This is a genomic window from Pseudoalteromonas maricaloris (genome assembly GCF_024746855.1).
Lineage (GTDB): Bacteria > Pseudomonadota > Gammaproteobacteria > Enterobacterales > Alteromonadaceae > Pseudoalteromonas > Pseudoalteromonas maricaloris.
Window position 1 is genome coordinate 756470 of sequence record NZ_CP024625.1, and the last position, 20775, is coordinate 777244.

Genomic DNA, 20775 nt, shown 5'->3' on the forward strand with positions numbered 1-20775 from the left:
TATTACTCCTTAACTTCTTTTGGCAGTATGATTTCAAACAAAGCGCCATCATCACTTTGCAGGCATTTTATTGTGCCGCCATGCAGTTTTACGATTTGTCGGCACAGCGCTAGTCCAATACCACTGCCATACTCTTGTGTGGTGCCAAAACGCCTGAACGGTTCAAAGACTTGCTGACGTCGAGATTTTGGGATCCCAAGCCCATTGTCTTTGTAATGGATCACCGTTTCATGGCCGGTTTGGCTGGCGTAAATTTGGATCACGGGCGCAAGCTCTGGTGACTTAAACTTAATGCTGTTACTGATTAAGTTTTGCAGCACTTGAAGAAAAAGCGAGGGATCAAGTTCGATAGGTAAATCACCATTCTCTAGTTTAATTTCTGCGCCGCTTTCCTCGATACTAAAGCTCATCACTTCACAAATATCTTCTAACAACAAAGTTAGATTGGTTGTTTGTAGCTTCAACTCATGGGAATGCAAGCGTGATAACTTGAGTAGGTCTTGGATCATGATCCGCATTCGTTGACTGGCATCAACCAAGCGCTCTATTTCAAACTTTGCATCGTCGTAGTCTTTGAGTTCTGGCGTAATTCTTTGCGCCAAACTGTCCGAAAAAGCGGTGATCTTTCTGAGAGGCTCTTGTAAATCATGAGAAGCAATATAGGCAAAGTGCTCAAGGTGGGCGTTGGATTCTTGCAGCTGTAATAGCAATTCAGTGTGCTCGGTCATATCGACAAAAGTACCCAGCATCAACTCTGGCTCGCCATTGTAAGCTCGAGTGATCACGGTATCGACGGAATAACACCAAACCCAATGCCCTTCTTTGTGTCTAAAACGATATTTTATCGGGATAAGTTCACCGTCTTGGCTGGCTCTCACTTCATCAATATGCTCGTGAACGAGTGCGCGTTCACTTTCATGAAAACATAGTTCTAAATTTGAACTTTCTAACTCTTGAATTGTATAACCAAGGAGTTGAGTATAACGCTTGTTTATGCGCGTGTTTTTGTGGAGTTTTAAGTCGTAGAGATAAAGGCCACATACCGCTGAATCTATCATTCGCTGTAAAAAGCGTTGGTTGTCTTCAAGCTCTTTTTCTGCGAATTTTCGCGCCGTAATATCGACGGCGATACCAACGATCCGCTCAACTTGGTTTTTACTGTCTTTAAGTGGATAAAGAGTTGTCTGATACCAATGTTCTTTATTTTTGAATGGTATCATTTCTGTGTAATCTACGGGTTTTGCGACCTCAACGCAAAGTTGGTAGTTTTTTTCGATTCTATCTACTAGCTCCGCTTCCAACAGTGTCCCTCTGAGTTCGCTGAGGGTTTTACCCAATATTTCATCAAGTTTGACGCCAGTGCGTTGACAAGCAAACTTATTGTACTCGAGCACTCGAAATGTTTGCTTTTCTTCTACCTTTAATAGCCAAATAGCCTGACTTGCACCTTCGTAGATGGCATTGAGAATTTTGTTTTTTTCCGCCACTTGCAGCTCAAGGGATTTTTTCTGATGGATATTTCTAAGTGCTCCAGACATCACCAATGCTTTACCGTGGTCGTCAAATTGGCTGTTGCCTACGGCGGAAAACCACGCGTATTCTCCTTTGTTGTCTCGCCCTAAGTACTCGACAAAATATTGATCTTTAGTGGCAAAGTGATGGTCTATGGCATCTTGCACTTTGCCCTGATGTTCTGGGTGGATATGTGCAAACCAGTCGTCATAGGTGACTTTTTCGTCATCGCGTTTACCAATCATGGTTTTTAAACGAGATGAATAGCTGACGCTGTTGTCGACAACGTTCCACTCCCAAATGCCATCTTCGGTTGCCCCGATTGCACGCTTCATTTGCTCGGTGGATTCCGCGAGTGCTTGCTCTGTGCGTTTTAGTGACGAAAGGTTATTAAACACCGCTAAAATGAGATTAGCACCGTCATGGGGTTCTTGTACTAAGCGCATCTCCATCGGGATTTGATTGCCAAATTTGTCTTTCACATGGCACAGTGCTTCTTTACTGTAATCGTTTTGGTTAAGTAGAGATTGGCTAATGGACTCTAAGCTGTCGAACGGATCATCCAAACTGACGATATCGTGTAATCTCAGCCCAATTAATGCATCTGGCGTGTCGTACCCAAGCTCGCGATAAAAATAAGGATTGCACTTACTCACGGTGAGTAGCTGGTCAAGTAGCAAGGTACTGGTGGGTAAGGCATCGAGCATAAACTCGGTAACTCTGTGTTGGTCTAGTTGCGAATGAAGCGCCTGCTTTTCATCGGTAATACGTTTGAGCCTTGCGGTTACGCCATGGAATTGATTGGGGGTTGGGATTGCGACGGCGCTTGGGATAAGTCTAAAAAGATAAACCGCCGTTACCATTGAGATAAACGCTGTGACTGCTTTTGAAATGCCATGAATACCATAAGCGCCATGCCAAACGGTATAAACGCCAATTAAGTGCGTGAGTCCACATAAAGTGATGAAGCTACAAAACAACACAAAGACCCAATTTCTGCCAACATCAGGGCGCTGTTTTGCATAAATCATAATCGCCATGGGAATCGAAAAGTAGGCTGCGGCTATCAAGATATCGGAGATAACATTGGTCCATAGCAGGTGAGGTTGCCACAAATAGCAATGACCATGTGGCATGTACGCGCTATTAAAAAATGACTCAAATGAGTTCAAATCCATGTTATTTCCTTACCTCAACGTGTAGCCAATTCATATAAAAACATCCGCCGTTAAGACGCTAAAAGCACACTCAAGCTACGATAGTAAAATACGCTTTAAAAGTCCTATTGCTCTGCTTTAACTGTAGTATATCTATTTGAAATTTCGACAAGAGGTGTAAGAAACCTGAACTTCGGATAATTAATGCCTTTCTAGCAGCCAGTTTTAGCGCTAACTGTGTTGAATTCACTTCCAATAGCCAGCTATTGGTGCGTAAATTCGCCTTGCCTACAGGACGTAGGTACCAGGGCGGTAGCAGGACGCGAGAGCGGAGTTATCCCCAAAACTCTCTGGCTAGATAAGAAAATAATTTAATGTGATTTTAAAAACAAAGGGTTAGATCATTCCTTATCCTAATCTCTGGTTTGGAAATCTTTATCGTGAGGTAGGGAAGAGGGGAGTTGAGAGATTCACAAGGTGAAGCGCGTGGCTTCACCTTGTTATTCGGTGAGTCGAAGGTACTTTTCGGCTAACTGATCAAGACTTTCTTTGTGGTTTGGATCTGGTTTAATGCAATCAATGGGGCAGACACTTACACAGGTTGGTGTGTCGTAATGGCCGACGCATTCAGTGCATTTGTCAGGGTCAATTTGATAAATTTTATCGCCCATGTAAATGGCTTGATTAGGACACTCAGGGTCGCACATATCACAGTTGATACATTTATCATTAATAAGCAGTGCCATCGTTATGCCTTTTTAAAAGGATTACGAGTGTCCTCACTTTGGCCTAAATTGCGCATTAAAATGGCGTGACTTAAGTCTATGTCCTGCGGTAATGGAATTTTGACGATATGACCCGAGCCCTTGGCGTCATCTATCGCTTCGCCTTTTTTATTTTCCATGTGTTCAAGATTAAAGTGAATATTGCCCTTAGGCGTCATTAATTCCAAGCTGTGACCAGTACAGAACTTGTTTTTAACCTCAATTTCAACGAGACCATTATTAGTGCGACCTAGCACTTCACCAACAAACTGCTGTTGGTCAGACACCGAATGACCGTAGTCGTAATTTTGATAGTCTTGATGTACATGACGTTTCAAGAAGCCCTCGGTATATCCTCGGTGGGCTAGGTTTTCTAGGGTTTTCATTAAGCTTGGGTCAAATGGTTTACCCGCAACAGCATCATCAATGGCTTTACGATAGACTTGTGCGGTGCGAGCAACATAATAGAATGACTTGGTACGGCCTTCGATCTTAAGGCTGTGCACGCCCATACGAGTCAGTTGATCAACATACTGGACAGCGCGTAAATCTTTGGAATTCATGATGTAAGTACCATGCTCATCCTCAAATGCTGGCATGTATTCACCTGGGCGACCTTGCTCTTCGAGCATAAACACTTCGTCGCTTGGTTGGCCTTCCCCTAAGGTTGGAATATTCGCTTTTGGATCGACCTTATGGACAACATCGCCGGTTTCGTTTTCTTGACCAGGTTTGACATCGTAGCTCCAGCGGCAGGCATTGGTACAAGTACCTTGGTTTGGATCGCGCTTGTTGATATAACCCGACAATAAACAGCGACCAGAATAAGCCATACATAAGGCGCCGTGAACGAATACTTCAAGCTCAGTGTCTGGACACAATGTACGAATTTCTTCTATTTCTTGTAGCGACAACTCGCGAGAAAGAATTACGCGCTCAACCCCTTGTTTGGCCCAAAATTGCACCGCCGCATAGTTAACAGCATTTGCTTGTACGGATAGGTGAATTGGCATGTCTGGCCATTTATCGCGTACCAGCATAATTAGCCCGGGATCGGACATGATAAGCGCGTCTGGCTTCATCGCGATAACGGGTTCAATATCACGTAAGTAAGTTTTCACTTTGCCGTTGTGTGGCGCAATATTTGATACGACATAGAGCTTTTTGTTCTGCTGGTGGGCTTCGTTAATACCGATTTCGAGGTTGTTTAGATCAAATTCGTTATTACGTACGCGCAGACTGTATCTTGGTTGTCCGGCGTAAACAGCGTCGGCACCGTACGCAAAAGCGTAACGCATATTCTTTAAACTGCCGGCAGGAGAGAGAAGTTCTGGTACAAACATGGTTTACCTCTGATTACGGGTCAGCTGTTGAGTGATTTCGCGTGCTGATTCTAAAAAGCGGCGCAGTATAGAAGAAAGCTAAGTAAGTAATTTTGATGTAGATCAGGTTTTTTGACATTGTGCAAGGAAGGGCAAGTGGCCTTACTGTTAAGGCTTCTGCTGGCAATTCTGCGTATTTAATCGACAAATAATTCACCAAACTTTCGTTTCTTCGCAAAGAAAGCGGCGTGAGATAGTAGGTTTTTTCTACCAAAACACGTATAATTCGCGCCCGTTAATATTCACAATAATATTTTGGAGCAAAAAAGATGGCTTTAGAGCGCACTTTTTCAATCATCAAGCCTGATGCTGTAGCTAAAAACCACATCGGTGCTATCTACAACCGTTTTGAGTCTGCTGGTCTTAAAATCGTTGCATCAAAAATGGTTCACCTTTCTCAAGAGAAAGCTGAAGGTTTCTACGCAGAGCACAAAGAGCGTCCTTTCTTTGGTGCACTAGTTTCTTTCATGACTTCTGGTCCAGTAATGGTTCAGGTGCTTGAAGGTGAAGACGCAGTTCGTAAAAACCGCGAAATCATGGGTGCTACTAACCCTGCTGAAGCGCTAGCTGGTACGCTACGTGCTGACTACGCAGACAGCATCGACGAGAACGCAGTACACGGTTCTGACGCGCCTGAGTCTGCTGCTCGCGAAATCGCTTACTTCTTCGCTGAAGAAGAGATTTGCCCACGTACTCGTTAATTCGAGACTTGGTGCCAAAGAAGGGCTTTCGAGCCCTTTTTTTGTCCCGTAGCTAAGTTGCGGGATAAGCGTGCTTTGTAAAGTAATCACACTACTTCACAAAACACGTTACATTATTTGTGATGTTTGCTGCTTTTTTGTACAATGTGTTGTTGGCAATTTAGCTGTTCTTACCGTCTTTAACCGAGGTTGTTCATGACCACTATTGAGAAAAAAATTAACTTACTTGATTTAAATCGCGAGGGGATGCGCGAGTTGTTTGCATCATATGGCGAAAAGCCGTTTCGCGCGGATCAGGTGATGAAATGGATTTATCATTTTGGTATCGACAACTTTGATGACATGAGCAATTTGAACAAAAAATTGCGTGCGCGGTTGCAGGCTGAGTGTGAGATTAAGGCGCCTGAAATTTCAGTAAAGCAAGTGGCTTCTGACGGTACTATAAAATACGCACTATTACTTGAAGGCGGCCAAGAAGTTGAAACTGTGTGGATCCCAGAAAAAGACCGAGCAACACTGTGTGTGTCTTCTCAGGTTGGTTGTGCTTTGGAATGTACTTTCTGCTCAACGGCGCAGCAGGGCTTTAACCGTAACTTAAAAGTGTCTGAGATCATTGGTCAGGTTTGGCGCGTGGCAACCGACATTGGTCTGCATAAAGGCGATAGCACTAAACGCCCAATTACTAACATCGTCATGATGGGGATGGGTGAGCCTCTGCTAAATCTAAATAACGTTGTACCAGCGATGGAACTGATGATGGACGATTGGGCATTTGGTTTATCTAAGCGCCGCGTTACGCTAAGTACATCGGGTGTGGTACCTGCGCTCGATATCTTGAAAGAAAAGATTGATGTGGCACTGGCGATTTCGCTACATGCACCAAACAATCCACTTCGTGATGTGCTTGTACCGATCAATAAAAAGTATCCGATTGAAGAGTTTCTAGCAGCATGTCGTCGCTATATCGACGGTTCTAAAGCAAATAAAGACGTCACCATTGAGTACGTGATGCTACAAGACGTGAATGACAGTACAGATCATGCCCATGAATTAGTACAAGTGCTCAAAGGCACGCCGTCAAAAATTAACTTAATCCCATTTAACCCGTTTCCGGGTAATGAATATGGCCGCTCTAGCAACAGTCGCATCGATAGATTTTCTAAGGTGTTACAAGCTGCTGGACTGACTTGTATCGTTCGTCGTACCCGTGGCGATGACATTGACGCTGCATGCGGACAGCTAGTGGGCGATGTCGTAGACAGAACCAAGCGTTTAGCTAAGAAAAAACAGCGTGACGATAACGCCATTGCTGTCAATGTGAGCGCACAATAATATTCATGAGCTGGGTTTACCCAGCTCATTTCATCTTGACCACAGATAAGTTCTGACTATCTGGTAAAAAATAGATGAATCTCTTAGCCTTTTGGGTAATATAGGGCACACATAGAACCCAGTGGCATTCAAAGGTGAGTGATGCAATCGCGAAATTATCGCAAAACAGGATTGGCTGCATCCATTCTCGCAGGCGCGAGTTTAGTTCTGTCAGGTTGTGTGACGGAGAGTAGTTATCGCTCCGACGGGCGTCCTGTGGCCGAACAACAAGTCAATAACACCAATGCCGCAAGAACTCGTATTGCACTGGCACTTCAATATCTCAACTCAGGTAACACCACCTCAGCCAAATTTAATTTAGAGCGGGCATTACAGCTAGCGCCAAAACTGGCCGAAGCCCATTATACATTGGCGTATTATTACGAGCAGGTGGGTGAGCAACAACGCGCTGATAATGCCTATCAGGCGGCTTTGGATATTGAGCCAGATAACCCCGACACGCTAAATAACTATGGCACTTTTCTTTGCCGCGTTGGTCAGTATGACAAAGCGAGCCAATATTTTTTCAAAGCGATAGAGGTACCAAGTTATTTGCGGGTATCGGCAAGCTATGAAAACTTGGCGCTGTGTGCGCTGAAACAAAATGAGTATTCCCTAGCCGAGGAGTATCTGCAAAGCGCGATTAAGCATAACGCTCAGCAGATGTCGTCGCAACTTGCGCTCGCGGGCCTATACTATGCTCGCAGTGATTTCTTAAGAGCAGAAGATGTGCTTGATAATGTTGCCAAGCGTGGATTTATTTCGCCAAGAAGCTTAATGCTTGGGCACCTAGTACATATGCAAATGGGCCACTTACAGAAGGCGCAAGACATCGCCACGACTTTGGTGCAAAGTTATCCAAAATCAGCTCAAGCAGGCCTTATCTTAACGAATAATATCGCTGCAAGTGAATTTGAACGGTTGCGCAATCGCTATCGAGAAGCGCAGTTAAATAAGCTTGCCGAGGCGTCGCCTAGTCATATTGTTGCAAATCCAAAAATTAAAATTAAACGTAAGAAAACGCAATCGAATTCAACCCAATCATTCACCGTTGATTCACCCGCTGAGACCAATAATTTTGCGCCTTCGGCAAAATCTGAAGTGGCAAAAAGCACGTCTTTGGTGAACGTTAGCTCGGACTCTGAAGCTCGGGTTGAGTTTTATCAACCGGATCCATCGGAAGTCACATTTAGTCCTCGCTCACGTGAGCCTCAAGTGTTAGCGAGTACGTCATCAAGTAGTTCAAGTGTACCGTTATTAAATCGTGACGTTGCGCCTCCTCAGGTACCTTTTCATACTGTTATTGCAGGTGAAAACCTATTTAGTATTTCAGTCAAATACGACATTAAAATGGTTGAATTGATGGAATATAATCAAGTGCGGGAATCTGCAAGATTGTACGCAGGTCAAAAGGTGTATCTTAACAATCCCAATGTCGTGCATGAAATTGCGGCGGGAGATACTTTGCTCAGTATTGCCGATCGATATGGTGTGTTGATCGATGAAATTATGCGATGGAATAAACTCACTCCTGATGTGGCGCTGCAAGCAGGCCACGGATTATTAATTGTAGACCCAACAAATTACGCTTTATGAACCAAACAATGAAAGAGCAGGAAGCACCTGAACAAGAGCAGCCTTCACTCGGGCAAACTTTAGCAACGGCAAGACAAAATGCCGGGATCAGCTTTGCTGAAATTGAATCGCGCTTAAAGATGACTCATGCCCAACTTACCAAGCTCGAGCAGGATGATTATCAAGATCTAGGGCCTGAAACCTTTGTGCGTGGCTATATTAAAAATTACGCCGCGTTACTGGGGTTGAATCCGACGGAAGTACTGGCTCGATATCAATCTCCGGAGTTGCCGCCACAGAAAAAGCGAATGCAAAGCTTTTCTCGCCGCACTCATAAAGAAGCCCACGATAACCGCCTAATGATGGTGAGCTACATTGTGCTGGCTATCGTACTGGGGTCGTCGGCATTTTGGTTTTGGCAGACCAGTAGCTCAGAACAAGAAGTGGTGCCTGAAACGCCGGTCACTCAGCTTGAGACGCCAGTTGAAAATGCCACAACGCCAAAGGTTGATGAGTTAGCATTACCTACTGAGCAAAACAATGACACAACCCCGCAAAGCGAGCCACAGGAGAGTGAAGCGGAGGTTTCAGTGCCAGTTGAAACGAAACCGCAAGCGGCAAAACGAGACTCTGCATTGAGCACGGTGGTCATACATTTCAACGAAGAAAGTTGGGTTGAAATGTTTGACGCAACACAAGAGCGTGTCGCGTTTGGTGTTAAAAAAGCGGGATATACTATGACAGTTGAAGGTAAGGCCCCTTTTTCTGTTATACTCGGCAAGCATCAGGCCGTAGAGGTCACGCTTGACGGTAAACCAGTGTCATTGCCTGCGTTTACTAAAAACCGTCTAGCTAAATTCAATTTACCGTTAACAGAGTAGTCAGCATGTTTTCAGAACCACCTATAAAGCGTAGAAAATCAACACGGATCTATGTCGGTAATGTGCCTATTGGTGATGGCGCACCGATAGCAGTACAGTCTATGACAAACACCAATACTCTAGATGTTGATGCGACGGTGGCGCAAATTAAAGCTATCCAAGACGCCGGAGCGGATATTGTCCGTGTTTCTGTGCCGACAATGGATGCAGCTGAAGCATTCAAAAGCATTAAAGAGCAAGTAGATATTCCACTCGTTACGGATATTCACTTCGATTATCGTATTGCATTACAAGTGGCTAAGTACGGTGCCGATTGTTTGCGGATAAACCCAGGTAATATTGGCAGTGAAGACCGTATTCGTGCAGTGATTGACGCGGCGGGTGAGCACAATATCCCAATTCGTATTGGTGTGAATGGCGGCTCACTAGAGCGCGATTTGCAAGAAAAGTATGGTGAACCAACACCTGAAGCCTTACTTGAGTCTGCGATGCGACATGTCGAAATTCTCCAGCGCCATAACTTTGATCAGTTTAAAGTCTCGGTAAAAGCTTCCGATGTGTTCTTAGCCGTTGGCGCTTATCGTTTATTGGCAAAAGAAATCGACCAACCTCTGCATCTTGGGATCACCGAAGCTGGTGGTTTTAGAGCCGGTTCAGTTAAATCGGCAGTTGGTCTAGGGATGTTACTTGCTGAAGGGATTGGTGATACATTACGTGTTTCACTTGCGGCTGATCCGGTGCAAGAAATCAAAGTGGGTTTTGATATTCTAAAGTCACTGCGAATTCGTTCGCGCGGCATTAATTTTATTGCTTGCCCAAGTTGCTCTCGCCAAGAGTTTGATGTAGTGAATACAATGAATCAGCTGGAAGAGCGGTTAGAAGATATCGTCACGCCAATTTCGGTGTCTGTGATTGGCTGCGTGGTCAATGGTCCTGGTGAAGCACTTGTCAGTGACTTAGGTCTTGCTGGCGCAAATCGCCGTTCAGGCCTTTATATCAATGGCGAACGCCAAAAAACACGGATTGATAATGACGATATCGTCGCTCAATTAGAGTCTCAGATCCGAGAATATGTAGAGAAAAAAGAAAGCGAAGAAAAAATCGATGTAAAAATCATCGACTGACACCTGTGTAATCGTTAAGATAAGCGAATTTCGCGCTTTCTCACGGCGTGCTAAACTGCACGACGATAAATGGCATTAAAGAAATAAAACCAATGCGATGAGGCTGTTTGAGCGTATTTAGTCAAAGGTTCAAGCAGCAGTAAATCGATTGGTGACAAATTTAAGTTAGGGTTTTCAGTGACTAAACAACTTCAGGCAATCCGTGGAATGAATGATTGTCTGCCAGGTGACACGCAAGTCTGGCAGAAAGTAGAATCGGTATTAAGAGAGACAGTAGCGGCTTTTGGCTATCAAGAGATCCGTTTTCCAATCGTTGAGTCGACCGATCTATTTAAACGCTCTATCGGTGAAGTGACCGATATCGTTGAAAAAGAGATGTATACCTTTGATGACCGTAATGGCGATAGCTTAACGCTACGCCCGGAAGGTACTGCTGTGTGCGTACGAGCGGGAAATCAAAATGGTTTGCTATATAACCAAGAACAGCGCCTTTGGTACATGGGGCCGATGTTCCGCCACGAAAGACCGCAAAAAGGCCGTTACCGTCAATTCCATCAATTTGGTGTTGAAACCTTTGGTATGGCAACACCAGATATTGATGCCGAAGTGATCCTAATGACGGCGCGTCTATGGCAGCAATTTGGCATTCAAGATCATGTAAAGCTTGAACTCAATTCTTTGGGGTCAAATGAAGCGCGTGCTGAATATCGCGATGCTCTGATTGCATATCTGGAGCAACACAAAGAAGCGCTTGACGAAGACAGTCTGCGCCGTATGTACAGCAATCCACTGCGCGTGTTAGATAGCAAAAACCCAGAAGTGCAAGCTGTACTGGTTGATGCACCTAAGCTTTCTGAACACTTAGATGAAGAATCACGCGAACATTTTGCTAATTTGTGTGAACGTTTAGACGCAGCTGGCGTCGAATACCAAGTTAATGAAAAACTGGTACGTGGCCTAGATTACTACAACCGCACCGTATTTGAGTGGGTGACAACAAGCTTAGGTTCTCAAGGCACAGTATGTGCTGGCGGCCGCTACGACGGCTTGGTAGAGCAGCTTGGCGGCAAAGCAACGCCAGCCGTTGGTTTTGCTATGGGGATCGAACGTTTAGTGTTGATGCTACAAACGCTGGAATGTGTGGGTGATATTCGTCGTAATGCTGATGTATATGTCGTTGCGATGGGTGACAAAGCGGCGATTCAAGCTCCAGTAGTTGCACAGCAATTACGAGATGATATTGCTGGCCTTCGCGTGATGGTTCATTGTGGCGGTGGCAACTTTAAGAAACAATTTAAACGTGCAGATAAAAGCGATGCTGTTATTGCGCTCGTGCTAGGCGAAGATGAACTCGCTGAAGGCAAAGTGACAGTGAAGTATCTGCGTGAACAGAAAGAACAAATCACCTTACCACTTGCAGAAGTAAAAACGCTGTTAGCAGAGCTGGTAAGCTAAGAGGTTAGAATGGAAATTTATTCAACAGAAGAACAACAAGCAGAAGCAATAAAACGATTTTTCCGTGAAAATGGTACAACGATAGTAGTCGGTGCCGTGCTTGGTTTAGGTGGTCTGTATGGCTGGAAAGCGTATAACCAAAGCCAGATCGATAGCGCAGAAGCAGCATCAGAAGCATTCACTCAGGTTGTTGAAAGTGACGATGTACTAGCAAAAAGCGACGCCTTTGTTGCTGCAAATGCAGATTCTAACTACGCCGTGTTAGCGGCTTTCGTTGCTGCTAAAGAGGCAATCGACAAAGACGATCTTAAGCTAGCTGCACAGAAGCTAACTTGGGCGGCTGATAATGTTGCCAACGCTGAGCTAAAAGCAACGGCTTTGTTAAGACTTGCACGTGTACAAGCGTCTCAGTCTCAATACGAACAAGCACTTGCAACACTAGCTAAGCCTATGCCTGAAGCGTTTAAGGCGCAGCTTGCTGAGATCCAAGGTGATATTTACCTTGCTCAAGGCGATAAAGATAAAGCACGTAGTGCTTATCAATCGGCATTAGAAGCGGCGGAAGGCAATAGCAACCCTATGCTGCAAATTAAACTGGATGATCTTGCACAAAAGACAACGGTTTAAGGAGTTGCCATGAAGAAGTTAACGATGGCCTCATTGGCTTTATGTGTTGCAGCACTCACCGCTGGTTGTTCTTCAAGTGATGATGAAGAAGAGTTAAAACTCCCTGAGATCAACAATCAATTCGACGCCACTGTTGTGTGGCAAGAAGGGATTGGTGACGGGGTTGAGCACTACTTTTCGCGTTTATCTCCTGTAAGCTACCAGAGCACTGTTTTTGCAGCTGCCCGTGAAGGTATAGTGACAGCGTTTGATACTGAAACAGGTAAAGAAAAGTGGCGAGTTGATGTTCGTGAGAATAAGAACTTTTGGCCATGGGAAGACAATGACAGTGCGAAGCTGTCAGGTGGGATCACACAAGCTTATGGCAAACTATATGTTGGCTCTGAGCACGGACAGGTTTTTGCGCTGGACCGTGAAACCGGCGAAATAGTTTGGCGTAAGTCGGTACCAGGTGAAGCGCTGTCAGCGCCAGCTGCAGGTGACGGTCTTCTTTACGTTAACTTAGGTTCAGGCAAGCTGGTTGCGCTGCACCCAGATACAGGTGAAGAGCGTTGGCACTATGAGCAAGAAGTCCCTGCGCTGACATTACGTGGTTTAAGCTCACCAACCAGCGCGAATGGTGGCGTATTGGTTGGCGAAGAAAGTGGTAAGTTAACAGCACTTATCGCTGAAAACGGTTTTACCGCTTGGAGCTCGGATGTTGCAATTGCAAAAGGGGCTTCTGAGTTTGAACGTTTGGTGGATGTTGATACAAAACCCGTTGTAAGCGGCGCATATGTGTATTCTATCGCCTATAATGGTAAACTAGTCGCCATTGATGTGCGCAGCGGCAATGTAGTGTGGGATCGTGAGTACAGTAGTTACCGAGATCTCACACTCGATCTTGACGTAATTTATTTGGTTGATAGCGATGGCGTACTGTACGCACTAGACAAAAACTCAGGTATTGAACGGTGGACACAACCAGCTCTGCGCGGTTGGTATCTAACCGCTCCTACGGTTGCTGGCAACTACGTAGTGGTTGGCGATCAGGAAGGTAACTTACACTGGCTGGATAAGAGTTCTGGTGAGTTGGTATCGCGCACCGAGTTTGATAGTTCAGGTTTTTTTGTCGAACCGATTGTGGTCGATGGCAAAGTATTTGTTTACACGCGTGATGGTGAACTTAGCGCAGTTCAAATTCCGCAGTAACTTTCTGAATTTTTAGATATTTTATGGGGCTTCGCTTTTGCGAAGCCTTTTGTTGTTTTTAAAAGAGGTAGTCTATGCTTCCTGTGATCGCTCTGGTTGGGCGACCTAATGTGGGTAAATCCACACTGTTTAATCGTTTAACACGTACTCGTGACGCGTTAGTTGCTGACTTTCCGGGTCTGACTCGCGACCGTAAATACGGCCAAGCAAACTATGAAGGCTACGAGTTTATTGTGGTAGACACGGGTGGTATCGATGGCTCTGAAGAAGGCATTGAAACTGAAATGGCCGAGCAGTCGCTGCTTGCAATTGAAGAAGCGGATATTGTGCTATTTTTGGTGGATGCGCGCGCAGGAATGACGGTTGCTGATCAAGCTATCGCGCAGCACCTTCGTAAACAACAGAAGAATTGCTTTGTTGTCGCTAATAAAACGGATGGCATTGATGCTGACTCCAACTGTGCTGAATTTTACCAGCTAGCGCTTGGTGATGTTCAACAGATCGCCGCCGCGCATGGTCGTGGTGTTACTCAATTATTAGAGTTGACGCTACAACCGGTTATCGCTGAGCTTACGGCTCAAGATGAAGAGCTTGAGCATGACGATGAAGATATTGCCGAGCTTTACCTTGAAGGTGAAGAAGCCGAAGACGGCAAAACAGGTTTTGAAGACAAGCCTGTTAAACTCGCGATTATCGGTCGTCCAAATGTGGGTAAGTCAACACTAACTAACCGTATTTTAGGTGAAGACCGCGTTATCGTTTACGATATGCCGGGCACAACACGCGATTCAATATACATTCCGATGACGCGCAATGATAAAGAGTACGTGTTAATCGACACCGCCGGCGTGCGTAAACGTAAGAAAGTCAGCGATGTCGTAGAGAAATTCTCGGTTATCAAAACACTGCAAGCGATTGAAGATGCCAACGTGGTATTGCTCGTTGTAGACGCGCGCGAGGGGATCTCAGATCAAGACTTGAGTCTACTTGGTTTTGCACTAAATGCGGGTCGCTCGTTGGTTATTGCGGTAAACAAATGGGATGGTCTTGATGACTACGTCAAAGAGCGCATTAAAACTGAGCTAGACAGACGACTGGGCTTTGTTGATTTTGCTCGTCTGCACTTTATTAGCGCATTACATGGTACAGGTGTTGGTCACTTGTTTGAGTCGATTGACGAAGCTTATGAATCAGCGACTAAGCGAGTAAGCACTGCAATGTTACGTCGTATTATGGATATGGCTCAGGCGGATCACCAGCCACCACTAGTTCGTGGACGCCGTGTGAAGCTTAAGTACGCACACGCAGGTGGTTACAACCCGCCGCGTATTGTTATCCACGGCAATATGGTACATGAACTGCCTGATAGCTATAAGCGCTATTTGATGAACTACTATCGTAAAGCGCTTAACGTAATGGGTACACCGATTAAGATTGAATTCCGCGAAGGGGACAACCCTTACGCTGGTCGTTCAAACAAAATGACGCTATCGCAAAAGCGTAAGCTTCGCGCATTCGCAAAAGAAAACCGCAATAAGTCGTAAGGCTTTTTGCGGGAATTGTAGCTCGATACTATCTGGTGAGTGTGTCGAGCTAAACATAAGTTCCCTATCCAACCAACTCCTTTTCCACATCCGACTATATTTAACTTTAACCCTGAACTCTCTCGCTTTGTTTTACCTTGCCCAACATTTGTGCTTAAGTTATATAACCTGAGCTTCGGATAATTAATGCCTTTCTAGCAGTTAGTTTCAGCGCTAACTTTGTTGGATTTACTTCCAATAGCCAGCTATTGGTGCGTAAATCCGCCTAGTTATCCCTAAAACTCTCTGGCTAGACAAGTATATGGTTTAGACAAGCTTGAAAAATAAAGAGTTAGCTCATTTCTTACCCAAAACTCAGGTTAAGTTACATTAGGTTTTATTGATAGTGGGGTTTAGGTGTTTGCCAAAACGGTGATTTATGTAGAAAGTGTTGAGGAAGTGCTGGATTTTTACTATCAAGCATTTGGCTTGAGCACTTTTGATATGACCGATGAAGGGGATTATGGTGAGTTAGACACAGGTGAAGTGAAACTCGCCTTTGCCAGCCACCCGTTAGCTCAATCACAGTTTAGGCAAGACTATATTCGTTGCCATCCTAAACAGCCTGCACTTGGGTTTGAAATTACCATCAGCTGTGAAAATGTCCCTGAATGCTATGATAAAGCGGTCGCCGCTGGGGCTGAGCCATTAAGCCCACCAAACCAAAAGGGCAGAGTAACACAAGCTTATGTAAGAGCCATTGAAGGGACTTTAGTTGCTTTGGTGTCAAAGCCGGGTGAATAGCGGCACTCACAAAGGATGAGCGCCACTTGGATGAGGTGAGCTTTTATTCGATATCGACAAGTAGTCTCGCAAGACCAACGGGCTCGATTTCAACACAAACGTTGTCGTCATTCCAGTTTAGACCAACGAGTGCATCATCTTCTTTTAGGTCGAGTACCCATTCGTCAAGAAAACTTTCAACATCAATACTCATCGGCGAGAATTCACTCCACTCGTCGCGACATTGAGCTTGCGCTTTTTCTTCACTATCCCAAAGCAATAACACATCTGTCTCGTCAAACTGGTTTGAGTCAACCACAACCATACCGCCGTCATCAGAGCTAAGTGCCCAAACGCTTTCAGTATTTTTTACTTGCTCAATAAACTCACTGACTTCTGAGCCAATTTCTTCTTCATTCATCATAGGTGTTCTCAATTTCGTGGATCAGTTTGCTGGGCGATTGCTTGGCTTTGCCAACGGCCATGAAATGCCATTAGGTTGGTGTAATCGCTCAGGTCGACGAGCTCTCTAAATAGAACCCAATCAATAAGGCAGTATAAACTGATTTGGAGATAATCACAGTGTAAAAACTCTTCTGTCACACACTCTTCATTGAGGTAATGCAGGGTATGGCCAATTCGTTCCCGCTGTAGATTAAAAAATAGTTTATCTTGTTCAATATCAAAACCAGAACGCTTACTAAGTAACAGTTCCACCAAAGAATCATTACAGGCATTGATAAGGATCAGCCAATTTTCTTGATCCCAACTGGGAAATGGAAGTTGGTGTTTTTCACGGAGGTAGCGAACAATCAGGTTGGAATCACAAATAAGTTGTGCATCGTCTATTAAAAATGGGATCTTACGGGCAGGATTATGGCGAATAAGTTCGTCATGGCCTGCTTCAGAAAATATATCTATATGCTGGTAGCTCATTGGGAGCTGTTTAGCCGCGGCCCACATTCTAATTCGACGGGCGTATGGACTGGTGTTCGAACCGATAAGTTTCATGCCATCATTCCTTCAACTAAGTATCTTTTCGCTCATTCAGTAAATGTAGCGAGTTGGTATTAAGGAATGATGGCGAAGTGATTAACTTTTCGCAAGCGAATTAATCGCTACGACTGGTTACCTCAAGCAAGTGAAAACCAAACTGCGTTTGCACTGGCCCTTGTACTTGATTGATTGGGGCCGAAAAAACCACTTTATCGAATTCAGGCACCATCATGCCTGGTCCGAACTCACCTAGCGCACCACCATCTTGGCCCGACGGGCAATTGGAGTACTGCTTTGCGATTTCTGCGAAATCTTCCCCTGCTGCAATGCGTTCTTTGAGCTCCATGCATTGCGCTTCACTATCTACTAGGATGTGTCTTGCACTAGCGATTGCCATAATTTCTCCGATGATTATTTATTATTCATACTTTATTCTAATCTAGGTACGTTAAAAAATCAGCTTATCTAGGCAAGAGTTTTTCAATCTCGCTAGTGAGTTCGTCAGACATAGGCTTAGTACGGCTGTTAAAGCGCTTGATTGTCTTCCGGTCGGCTGACACTAAGTATTTGTAAAAATTCCAATTTGGAGAACTTGTTACTTCGTTTAAATGTTGGAAAATGGGGTTGGCATCCGAGCCTCGAACCTCCGATGTCGCAAACATATTGAAGGTTACACCGTAGTTGATAAAGCATACTTTTGCAGTTTCCTTTTCGTCGTCTTCTTCTTGGAAAAAGTCATCTGAGGGAAAACCAAGTACAACAAGGCCTTTATCTTGATATTTTTGATGTAGTTGCTCAAGCCCTTCAAACTGACCTGTAAACCCACAGTTACTGGCTGTATTTACGATGAGAAGCGGTTTGTCTTTAAATTCACATAGATTAAGTGAGTCATCAGAACGCAGTTTTCGCAGCTCAACATTGGTAAAATCATCACAGCTGGATGTCTTTGCATACGCGTTACTCGAGATTAGGAAACCGAGCGCTAAGCTCAGAATCGAAAGACTTTTTATCATCAGTGCTTTCCTTTTATTTATGTTATCTCTTATGATACGAAAAAATTCGTTACCTTGATCAGCTTTCATGAATATTAGACTCGCTAAACCGCATGACCTTTGTGCCATTGTTGCCATTTACAACGAAACGATACCGAGCCGCCAAGTCACAGCGGATACGGAGCCCGTAAGCGTAGCACAAAAGCAAAGTTGGTTCGCCGCACATACGCAAAATCGTCCAATTTATGTGGTAGAGCAGGCGGATGAGGTGATTGCATGGATAAGCTTTAGCAGCTTTTATGGACGTCCTGCCTACGATGGTACGGCTGAGGTGAGTATCTATCTTGCAAAAGCGGCACAAGGCCAAGGGTTAGGTAGTAAACTCATGGATTTTGCAGAGCAGCAAGCGCCGACCCTGTTTATTACAACGTTACTTGGCTTTATTTTTTCTCATAATCACCCCAGTATCCGCTTGTTTGAAAAACACGGTTATAAAAAGTGGGGAGAATTACCCAACGTCGCGGTCATGGATGGTAATCACTATAGCTTGACGATTTTGGGCAAGTCTCTCGCATAGCTTTATAAGCTGTTGATCTTTGCTGTTTGAATTTTGTTTCGCAGCGTGAATTTTACCGTGGCGTCAAACATATCAAAATAGTGCTATTTTTTAGCGTCTTGTGATTCTTCTACTAAACTGGATCTCAGAATTATCGGTAAAGGATCTGGTTATGGCGAATCGAGTGCTGATTATTGACAGCAGCAGTGTGCAAGCGATGCGAGTAAAGGTATTATTTGAGTTACTCGGTGGTGAGGTAGAGCATGTGCATTACCGGAGTCTAGAAGCAAATCTCGATTTTGATAAGTTTGATGTTGTTGTTATTGCTCATGGGGTACCCGCCAGTAAGCTCCAAGCGTTATATCAACTGAGGAATCATGATAAGTTAGTGTTGCTGGCACCTAAACCCGATAATGCCGAGCACTTAAAATCTTTCAGTGAAATCAATCGTGCCTTGCCAAATGGCATTGTGATCTACCCCTTCTTTGCCAATAAAGATATTACTGGCTTACTTGAGCGCCTACTGGAAATTGGTTCTACTAATACCTTAGTGCTGCCCAAAGTGTTGCTGGTTGACCATCATACGCCTCGCCTAGAGACCTTAGCTAACGGCCTACGCGGAGCACAGCTTGCGGTGACGACCGCGACGACGCTTGATGAAGCGATGCAAGTTGCCGAGCGACATCCTGTTGATCTCCTTATTTGTGACTTTAATCTAGAAAAAGACACTGGCTTAGATGTGTTTAATAAAGTTCGTCAAGTGCACCACAATTGCCGCTGCTTATTGATGACTTCTCGGGTTAATCAAGTGGATATGTTAGAAGCTGTGCGTCAAGGGGTTGAGGACATTTTGATTAAACCGTTTGATGAGAGTGATTTATTACAAAGCCTGCATAAATTATGGCAAACAGAGCTCTTAAGACGCCATAACCAAGAGTTAGTTGAGCGCCTACAGGATACGGTCGATGCCTTGATTGAACGCGACAGTCTGCTGCGCGTGATTTATAAACATACCCCGGATCCGATTATGCTGTTCAACCGTCAAGGCCATATTATTGAAGCAAATGACGCGTGTTGCGAATTGTTTGAACTAACGGAAGAAGAGCTACAGCCACTCTCTATTTTTGAGCTATTTGATGAAATATCGGTGTCGCAATTACGTGATTTGATGAAACATGTTGGTATGTTAAAGCACTTTAACTGTGAGCTGAGTCTGCCAAAAGCGGGTGAACGCAGTATTCCTTTAATGGGAACGTTTAACGAAATCGATCATCACGGCGATATGGCATTTGCGGTCATTTTTAAAAATGTCTCAAAGCTTAAAGAGCAACAAGAAGTGCTAGAAGAAACCAAAGAGTTACTAGAGTTTGAAGTGCAAGCTCGAACGGCACAGTTACAAAAAGCCAAAGAAACGGCGGAAGCGGCCAACCTATCTAAATCTGAATTTCTGGCCAATATGTCCCATGAGTTGCGCACACCAATGCACTCTATATTAAGTTTTGCACGTTTCGGTTTAGATAAGCTAACGGCTCCTGAAGTACCGGCAGACAAGCTCAAAAAGTATTTATCTCGTATCGAAACCAGTGGTGAGCGTCTACTGGTACTACTTAACAATCTGCTTGATTTATCAAAGTTAGACGCAGGTCGCTTTCCATTTAATCCAAGCTTTCACAACCTAGTTAATGTGATCCAAAGCGGTATTGAAGATGTATCGGGCACTGCGCTTGAGAAAAAGATAAAAATCCGTTTTGAAAAGCCAGCTCAAGGCGTGATGACCTTTTGCGATCCGGAGCAAATGAATCAAGTGATCAGAAACCTATTGGGCAATGCGCTCAAGTTTAGCCCTGAAGGTAGTGAGGTGAGTGTACTGTTAAGCTGTAAAGATCAAGATATTCATATCAAGATTGCCGATCAAGGGGTTGGTATTCCGGATGACGAATTGGAACAGATTTTTGCCAAGTTTGTGCAAAGCAGTAAAACAGACAGTGGTGCCGGCGGTACGGGTTTAGGTCTTGCTATTTGTAAGGAATTTATTTTACTACATAAAGGGCAGATTTACGCCGAGAATAATCCCGAGGGTGGTGCATGTATCAATGTGAGTCTGCCGTTAACAGAGCATCTTGAGAGTAATGCGGTGTAATGGTTGTAATTGGAAAGGCGTTGAGTAAGCGTCTATAAATAATAA

General features: G+C 44.5%; 19 protein-coding genes. 12 read left to right on the forward strand and 7 right to left on the reverse strand.

The genetic code is table 11. The features are described from left to right. Window positions 1–2 precede the first annotated feature (2 nt). From CTT31_RS03045 to trhP, 3 genes are all read right to left on the reverse strand, one after another. Window positions 3–2690 carry a PAS domain-containing sensor histidine kinase gene (locus CTT31_RS03045; RefSeq protein ID WP_260491961.1) on the reverse strand — a complete coding sequence of 896 codons (2688 nt, stop codon included), beginning with the start codon at window positions 2688–2690 and terminating at the stop codon, window positions 3–5. A 479-nt stretch (window positions 2691–3169) separates the two neighbouring features. Continuing rightward, window positions 3170–3415, reverse strand: coding sequence for a YfhL family 4Fe-4S dicluster ferredoxin (locus CTT31_RS03050; RefSeq protein WP_010377334.1), 246 nt, complete (start codon window positions 3413–3415; stop codon window positions 3170–3172). 2 nt (window positions 3416–3417) lie between these two features. Next, a complete protein-coding gene (gene trhP, locus CTT31_RS03055) occupies window positions 3418–4776 on the reverse strand; it encodes a prephenate-dependent tRNA uridine(34) hydroxylase TrhP (RefSeq protein ID WP_260491962.1) in 1359 nt (452 codons plus the stop codon). A gap of 308 nt (window positions 4777–5084) precedes the next feature. Here trhP and ndk point away from each other — a divergent pair, with 308 nt between their 5' ends. The 10 genes from ndk to CTT31_RS03105 all read left to right on the forward strand — a co-directional run bounded on the left by ndk (window position 5085) and on the right by CTT31_RS03105 (window position 16067). Then, on the forward strand, window positions 5085–5516 hold the full coding sequence (gene ndk, locus CTT31_RS03060) for a nucleoside-diphosphate kinase (RefSeq protein WP_010377338.1): 432 nt from the start codon (window positions 5085–5087) through the stop codon (window positions 5514–5516). Window positions 5517–5711: 195 nt separating this feature from the next. Then, window positions 5712–6848 (forward strand): dual-specificity RNA methyltransferase RlmN, encoded by a 1137-nt coding sequence (rlmN, locus tag CTT31_RS03065; protein ID WP_039494386.1) that lies wholly within the window; start codon window positions 5712–5714, stop codon window positions 6846–6848. 141 nt (window positions 6849–6989) lie between these two features. After that, entirely contained in the window at window positions 6990–8483 is a 1494-nt protein-coding gene (pilW, locus tag CTT31_RS03070; protein ID WP_260491963.1) for a type IV pilus biogenesis/stability protein PilW, read from the forward strand. An 8-nt stretch (window positions 8484–8491) separates the two neighbouring features. Continuing rightward, the gene (locus CTT31_RS03075; protein WP_260491964.1) at window positions 8492–9343 is read left to right on the forward strand and encodes a RodZ domain-containing protein; all 852 of its coding nucleotides are present in this window, start codon (window positions 8492–8494) and stop codon (window positions 9341–9343) included. A 5-nt stretch (window positions 9344–9348) separates the two neighbouring features. After that, window positions 9349–10467 (forward strand): flavodoxin-dependent (E)-4-hydroxy-3-methylbut-2-enyl-diphosphate synthase, encoded by a 1119-nt coding sequence (ispG, locus tag CTT31_RS03080; RefSeq protein ID WP_017217050.1) that lies wholly within the window; start codon window positions 9349–9351, stop codon window positions 10465–10467. Window positions 10468–10644: 177 nt separating this feature from the next. After that, window positions 10645–11922 carry a histidine--tRNA ligase gene (hisS, locus tag CTT31_RS03085; RefSeq protein WP_260491965.1) on the forward strand — a complete coding sequence of 426 codons (1278 nt, stop codon included), beginning with the start codon at window positions 10645–10647 and terminating at the stop codon, window positions 11920–11922. Window positions 11923–11931: 9 nt separating this feature from the next. Continuing rightward, a complete protein-coding gene (locus CTT31_RS03090; protein ID WP_130126834.1) occupies window positions 11932–12549 on the forward strand; it encodes a YfgM family protein in 618 nt (205 codons plus the stop codon). A gap of 9 nt (window positions 12550–12558) precedes the next feature. Beyond that, on the forward strand, window positions 12559–13740 hold the full coding sequence (gene bamB, locus CTT31_RS03095) for an outer membrane protein assembly factor BamB (RefSeq protein ID WP_069020892.1): 1182 nt from the start codon (window positions 12559–12561) through the stop codon (window positions 13738–13740). A gap of 74 nt (window positions 13741–13814) precedes the next feature. Beyond that, window positions 13815–15284 (forward strand): ribosome biogenesis GTPase Der, encoded by a 1470-nt coding sequence (gene der, locus CTT31_RS03100; RefSeq protein WP_039494393.1) that lies wholly within the window; start codon window positions 13815–13817, stop codon window positions 15282–15284. A 396-nt stretch (window positions 15285–15680) separates the two neighbouring features. After that, window positions 15681–16067 (forward strand): VOC family protein, encoded by a 387-nt coding sequence (locus tag CTT31_RS03105; RefSeq protein ID WP_017217046.1) that lies wholly within the window; start codon window positions 15681–15683, stop codon window positions 16065–16067. A gap of 43 nt (window positions 16068–16110) precedes the next feature. On the opposite strand, the gene CTT31_RS03110 is transcribed toward CTT31_RS03105, so the two are convergent. The 4 genes from CTT31_RS03110 to CTT31_RS03125 form a co-directional block, all read right to left on the reverse strand. Next, entirely contained in the window at window positions 16111–16467 is a 357-nt protein-coding gene (locus tag CTT31_RS03110; protein WP_010605663.1) for a DUF2750 domain-containing protein, read from the reverse strand. An 11-nt stretch (window positions 16468–16478) separates the two neighbouring features. Further along, window positions 16479–17057 (reverse strand): glutathione S-transferase family protein, encoded by a 579-nt coding sequence (locus CTT31_RS03115; protein WP_019647242.1) that lies wholly within the window; start codon window positions 17055–17057, stop codon window positions 16479–16481. Window positions 17058–17157: 100 nt separating this feature from the next. Further along, entirely contained in the window at window positions 17158–17439 is a 282-nt protein-coding gene (locus CTT31_RS03120) for a peptidylprolyl isomerase (RefSeq protein WP_010377362.1), read from the reverse strand. Window positions 17440–17503: 64 nt separating this feature from the next. Then, window positions 17504–18055 (reverse strand): glutathione peroxidase, encoded by a 552-nt coding sequence (locus CTT31_RS03125; RefSeq protein WP_026000907.1) that lies wholly within the window; start codon window positions 18053–18055, stop codon window positions 17504–17506. A 67-nt stretch (window positions 18056–18122) separates the two neighbouring features. Here CTT31_RS03125 and CTT31_RS03130 point away from each other — a divergent pair, with 67 nt between their 5' ends. Both CTT31_RS03130 and CTT31_RS03135 read left to right on the forward strand, forming a co-directional pair. Beyond that, window positions 18123–18611 (forward strand): GNAT family N-acetyltransferase, encoded by a 489-nt coding sequence (locus CTT31_RS03130; protein ID WP_260491967.1) that lies wholly within the window; start codon window positions 18123–18125, stop codon window positions 18609–18611. A gap of 151 nt (window positions 18612–18762) precedes the next feature. Next, complete coding sequence (locus CTT31_RS03135; protein WP_260491968.1) at window positions 18763–20730, forward strand: hybrid sensor histidine kinase/response regulator; 1968 nt, start codon at window positions 18763–18765, stop codon at window positions 20728–20730. Window positions 20731–20775 lie beyond the last annotated feature (45 nt).